General features: G+C 48.4%; 4 protein-coding genes. All 4 read right to left on the reverse strand.

What is annotated here, in order from left to right; all coding sequences use genetic code 11:
• Window positions 1–112: 112 nt before the first annotated feature.
• Window positions 113–628: a hypothetical protein gene (locus tag ABMA70_RS15805; protein ID WP_392994261.1), complete on the reverse strand. Its 516-nt coding sequence runs from the start codon at window positions 626–628 to the stop codon at window positions 113–115.
• Window positions 629–641: 13 nt separating this feature from the next.
• Complete coding sequence (locus ABMA70_RS15810; protein WP_393022334.1) at window positions 642–1,610, reverse strand: hypothetical protein; 969 nt, start codon at window positions 1,608–1,610, stop codon at window positions 642–644.
• A gap of 13 nt (window positions 1,611–1,623) precedes the next feature.
• Complete coding sequence (locus ABMA70_RS15815) at window positions 1,624–2,358, reverse strand: hypothetical protein (protein ID WP_393022337.1); 735 nt, start codon at window positions 2,356–2,358, stop codon at window positions 1,624–1,626.
• Between the two features lie 250 nt (window positions 2,359–2,608).
• On the reverse strand, window positions 2,609–4,309 hold a 1,701-nt coding region (locus ABMA70_RS15820; RefSeq protein ID WP_393022340.1), incomplete at its 5' end, for a hypothetical protein.

The following is a 4,309-nucleotide window of genomic DNA, read 5'->3' on the forward strand; positions in this document are numbered from 1 at the left end:
TTTTGGTTCATGCAGTTCAGAGTCAAGTAGGTTTACATGGTCTGTCATAGTATTTGCTCCTAAAAGAAAAGGGGCATTAAGCCCCCTTTAGTATAAGCAATGTTAATGGGTATTAGCCATTCATTGTTTGTTGACGGTCATCCGGTGTTTCATACTCGATGGTTAGAGTAGCTTCACCAGTTAGCAAGTCGTCAACGTCTGGTGTTACCACCACAACGCCATCGGCTGCTAGACCTGTGCCTGCGCCCACTAGGGAGCCTGCACCGTCGTCATAGTCATTAGCAGAAGGTAGTGCCTCCGCTGCGAACAGACCATCGTTGTCGATTTCAGTACCGTCACGTTGCTGCAAACCGATGTCCAAAGACACGGCAGTAGTTGCGGTGAAGGTAGTGTTAGTCTTCAACGTAGCTGACAGAATGCGAGAACCTGCTGGAATTGCAGGGTGCAAGATGTCAAGTGTTGCCACTGGAAGTTGGTCGAACTTGAAGGTTGTTACCATACGGAACTTGTCACCATCAATGTGGTAGACAGAACAGTTTGCACCTTCTTCGACGCGACGACCATAATGACCTGCTGCGCGACGAGTACCGCCTGCGGTTGCGCCTGCTACGATATATTCACGTGCCATAGCTAGGTTCTCCTTAGAACGTTACTTTGTCAGCGTTCGCTAGAACACAAACAAGGTTTTCATCACGAACTAGACCGTTACCCCAACGAGCTGTAGTCGCTGTGTTCAAGTCATCGTTGTAATCGTCGATGAACGATTTAGTGGTTGGCATTTCTTTCCAAGCCACAACGAATGGTAGCAAGCCCATGTCACTTACGTTCATGAACATGTTACATTTACCCGCTGTAGTTGTACGAGCACCACCACCAGCGTTGATGGTTTCGTTTGCATCCGCTAGCAAGTTAGATACGAACAAGTCAATGCCGTACACACTGCGAACGAATTGCATGTCTGGTGCAATACCAGATTCAACGATACCTTCCCAACGAGGGTTGTTCGAGATGTTAGAGATGTTAGTGATAGTCTCTAAGTGGTGTGCAACAGATGGGTCGATGATACCAATCATACCGCCCATAGGCATCTTAGACTGAGTCATCACGTAGTTAACGCGAGAGAAGTCAGTCACGTCCATAGTCTGAGAAGTACCCGTACCAACGAATCGGTGTGGAACACCATTGATTACGTTAGGGTCGCCTTGACCAGCGAACTGTGCATTACCAAGAGCTAGCAAGTCTGTCTGATAGCGTTCCATGATTGCACGAGCTTGCTCGGCTGGAAGCATCGCACCCACGTTAGAAATCCAACGAGAGTCTTGACGTAGCTTTTTAGAGATTGCGTTACCAGCGTAAACCTCATCACGTAGGATGATAGAGATTTCACCAGTATCTAGGTTGTCGAACGTGAAGTCGCCCTGCTCAGGACGAGAACGTACAACAGGCGTACCCACAGATGGGATAGTTAGCTTGTCGCCGTCTGGGAAGTCAACTACGCGAGCGATGTTAACGTCAAGTAGTTTCTCATGAAGAATATCTTCAATCTCGTCTGCCCAAATCTCGGAAACAATTAGCGCCTGCGTGTTGCTAGTGTTGTTACCTGTAGACATAAGTCATTACCTTTTATGCTCTGTACTTCTCAGGGTCTGCTGAATATTGCAGCTTGAGGTTGTACGCTTTTTTGCGGTCAATCTCACCCTTCGATAACATATAATCGACTAAACGTTTACTACCTTCTGGTGGACGCTCCCCTTGGTCTGTTGGGGTTGGTTTAGCATCGCCCTTAAAGGTGGCGGCAGATTGATTTGGCGCAGACTCGCCTGAGATGCCTAACAACTTGAGGGTTGCGGCAGGGGAAGTTTGAGCCATTTGTTCGAGGTTAATGCCGAGTTCTTTCTCAGCCTTATCCCAAACATCAAACGCCTTGGTGCCGAACTTAGCTTTCACCGCATCAACCACTTGTTTGTGGTTGGCTTCTGCCTGAGCAGTAGAGGTGTGCTGTTCTAGCAAACGTTTTACTGTTGCCTCCACATCAAGGTCATCCGTAGGTTTTTGTGACACTGGGTCTGGATTGTCACTACCTTTGTTATCGTCAGACGGTTGCTGCTTCTTCTGCAACGTTGCCAGCACTTCATCAATGGTCTTGGCTTGTGTTTGAGCTTCGCGTAGCTTAGCTGTCTCACTCTCCAATGTACTGATGTGGTGTTGTGAATAAGCCAGAGCCTTCACAGCATCTTCCACAGTCTTGTACTTCTTACCCTCCCCGACAAGTTCATCCATAATTTCTTTGGAATCTTTGCCTTCGTATGGGTTCACATTGTTGTCGTGCTCATCGTTTTGGTCAAACGGATTTGGCATAATAATACTCCATTAATCTTTAAATTCAAGTATGGCTTGCATTTGCAATAGCTGCTCCCTGCGTGCCATAACGACCAGAGCTAGTTCCGCTCGGTCAGGTTTCTCTTTGATGCGCGATAGCGACATCTCCTTGTCTAGCTTAGACAACTCGTGCTGAATCCACAAGTTAAGAGCGCGTCGAGTCTTGACGCTAGCTCGAAAGTTACTTTCGTAATCTTCCTTAGTTTCATCAGCTTCGAGTTCAAACCAGTTACTGTCCAGTATCTGTAGTAGGTCCACCGACTTCCTCCTGTGTCAATGCGGTTTCTTCTGTTTGCTGTGTAGATTTCTGAGCCATACGCGCTAGCTGTTGGTCTTCTTGTACACCGATACCAAACGTGAAGATACCATAAGCATCCAAGTCACCTAGGTACTCAACTGCGTTGAACAGTTTAGTGCGACTCATGTGCGGAGCTAGTGCAGCACCTAATGGTCCACCTAGGATAGCGTTCAAGTTCTGCAACGTGTTCGCTTTCTCTGCAAACAGTGTAGCACCTTGTGCAACCATCTGACCGTTGAGGTTCAAGTCATCTGCTGTGATGTCCAAGAACGTGGCTGTGCCTAGCTCACTGTTGAATGTCTTGATGGTGTCTCTAGCATCCAGATGATTACGTCCTTGCTCTAGGTAATCGTTGAGCACTGGGGTTAGCAGCTCACGCTCGAACTTCTTGACCTTGCGTCGGAACACTTTGTTCTGTCCTTGGTCCAGTAGCTGCACCTCGAACTTAGTTTTCTCACCTGCTGTACGTTGCCCGATGGATTCCTTCGGTGCACCGGATAGGTCTTCCATCAACTGCAATGTGATTGACAGTTGGTTGTCAGGCTGTAGCACTTCTGCTGGTGGTGTCATGTACTGAACGTCACCTGTCTCCTCAACTTCGAAGACATGGTTTGGTCCACCACGCATACCCTTCTCACGAACGTCACCCACCTTCTTCAATGAAGGGTGGAGGAATCGGTCATGCAAGTCTTCACGGAAGTTCTCACGCTTGTCCAGCTTGTACTGCATACCAGTCAATCGGTGCAGTGGACCGATAGGACATAGGGTATCTTTCTGGAACTCGTACACGGAGATGTGCAAGTTCTGACTGCCGTCCCATGTATCCTTGCTCTGCTTACGTCCGATAATCTTGCGGTCGATGACAGTGATTTCGTAGTTGTTCCAAAGCTCGTCGTTCTCCTCATCGTAGAAGTCACCGATGAAGGTGAGCACTTCCACAACGCCCTCGTTGATGTAGTTCATCATTGAGCCATAGCCCTTCTTGTGAAGGGAGTCGAACTTGCGGCGACCATTGTAACCATCTGCCAAAGCCTCACGGATAGTGCGGCGTTCTTCGCGGAGCTTTTGGAAATCCTCCATTGACATCAATGGGAATGTACCTTCCTCAATCTCACGCTTTAGACTACCCAGTGTGTAGAGCTGGCGGATACACTTAGCTGCCTTCGGCAAGCTATCTGCTGTCACGTCCCAGAACACATCCGATGGACTTAGACGTTCAGTCACAGTACCGGAATAGTTCTTGATGACTTGGTTCTCAGCCGTGACAGTCATCTGCTTGACGTGACGAGTGTGCGCTACACAGAATCCACGCACTGCGAAGTCATCCACCATACGTTCAATCACGCCTTCAAGGTTGGATGCTTCTACCTTACCTCGTACATAGGCACGGGCAATCTCGCGTTTCTCAGCATTCACTGAGTCATTGTCGAAGCCGACAAAGTCCACCCAGTTGCGGTTTGGCAACAGGTGTTCCATGTAGCTGGTGGTAATCATCAAGTGAAGGTGAGCCAGCTTATTGATGGTTGTGCTGTTCTTGAATGGTAGCTTCGAGTTTGAAGTCTTGCGGGTATCAGTCGCGTCGATGTAATCCATCAACTCCTTATCCTCGCGGTCCTTCTGTGCTCGCGCATT

Source organism: Halobacteriovorax sp. XZX-3 (assembly GCF_043196495.1).
Taxonomy (GTDB): domain Bacteria; phylum Bdellovibrionota; class Bacteriovoracia; order Bacteriovoracales; family Bacteriovoracaceae; genus Halobacteriovorax_A.

Excerpts from the sequence above, each read along its gene's own strand:
- ABMA70_RS15805 (WP_392994261.1), bottom strand. The coding sequence starts at position 628 with ATGGCACGTGAATATATCGTAGCAGGCGCAACCGCAGGCGGTACTCGT.
- ABMA70_RS15810 (WP_393022334.1), bottom strand. The coding sequence starts at position 1,610 with ATGTCTACAGGTAACAACACTAGCAACACGCAGGCGCTAATTGTTTCC.
- ABMA70_RS15815 (WP_393022337.1), bottom strand. The coding sequence starts at position 2,358 with ATGCCAAATCCGTTTGACCAAAACGATGAGCACGACAACAATGTGAAC.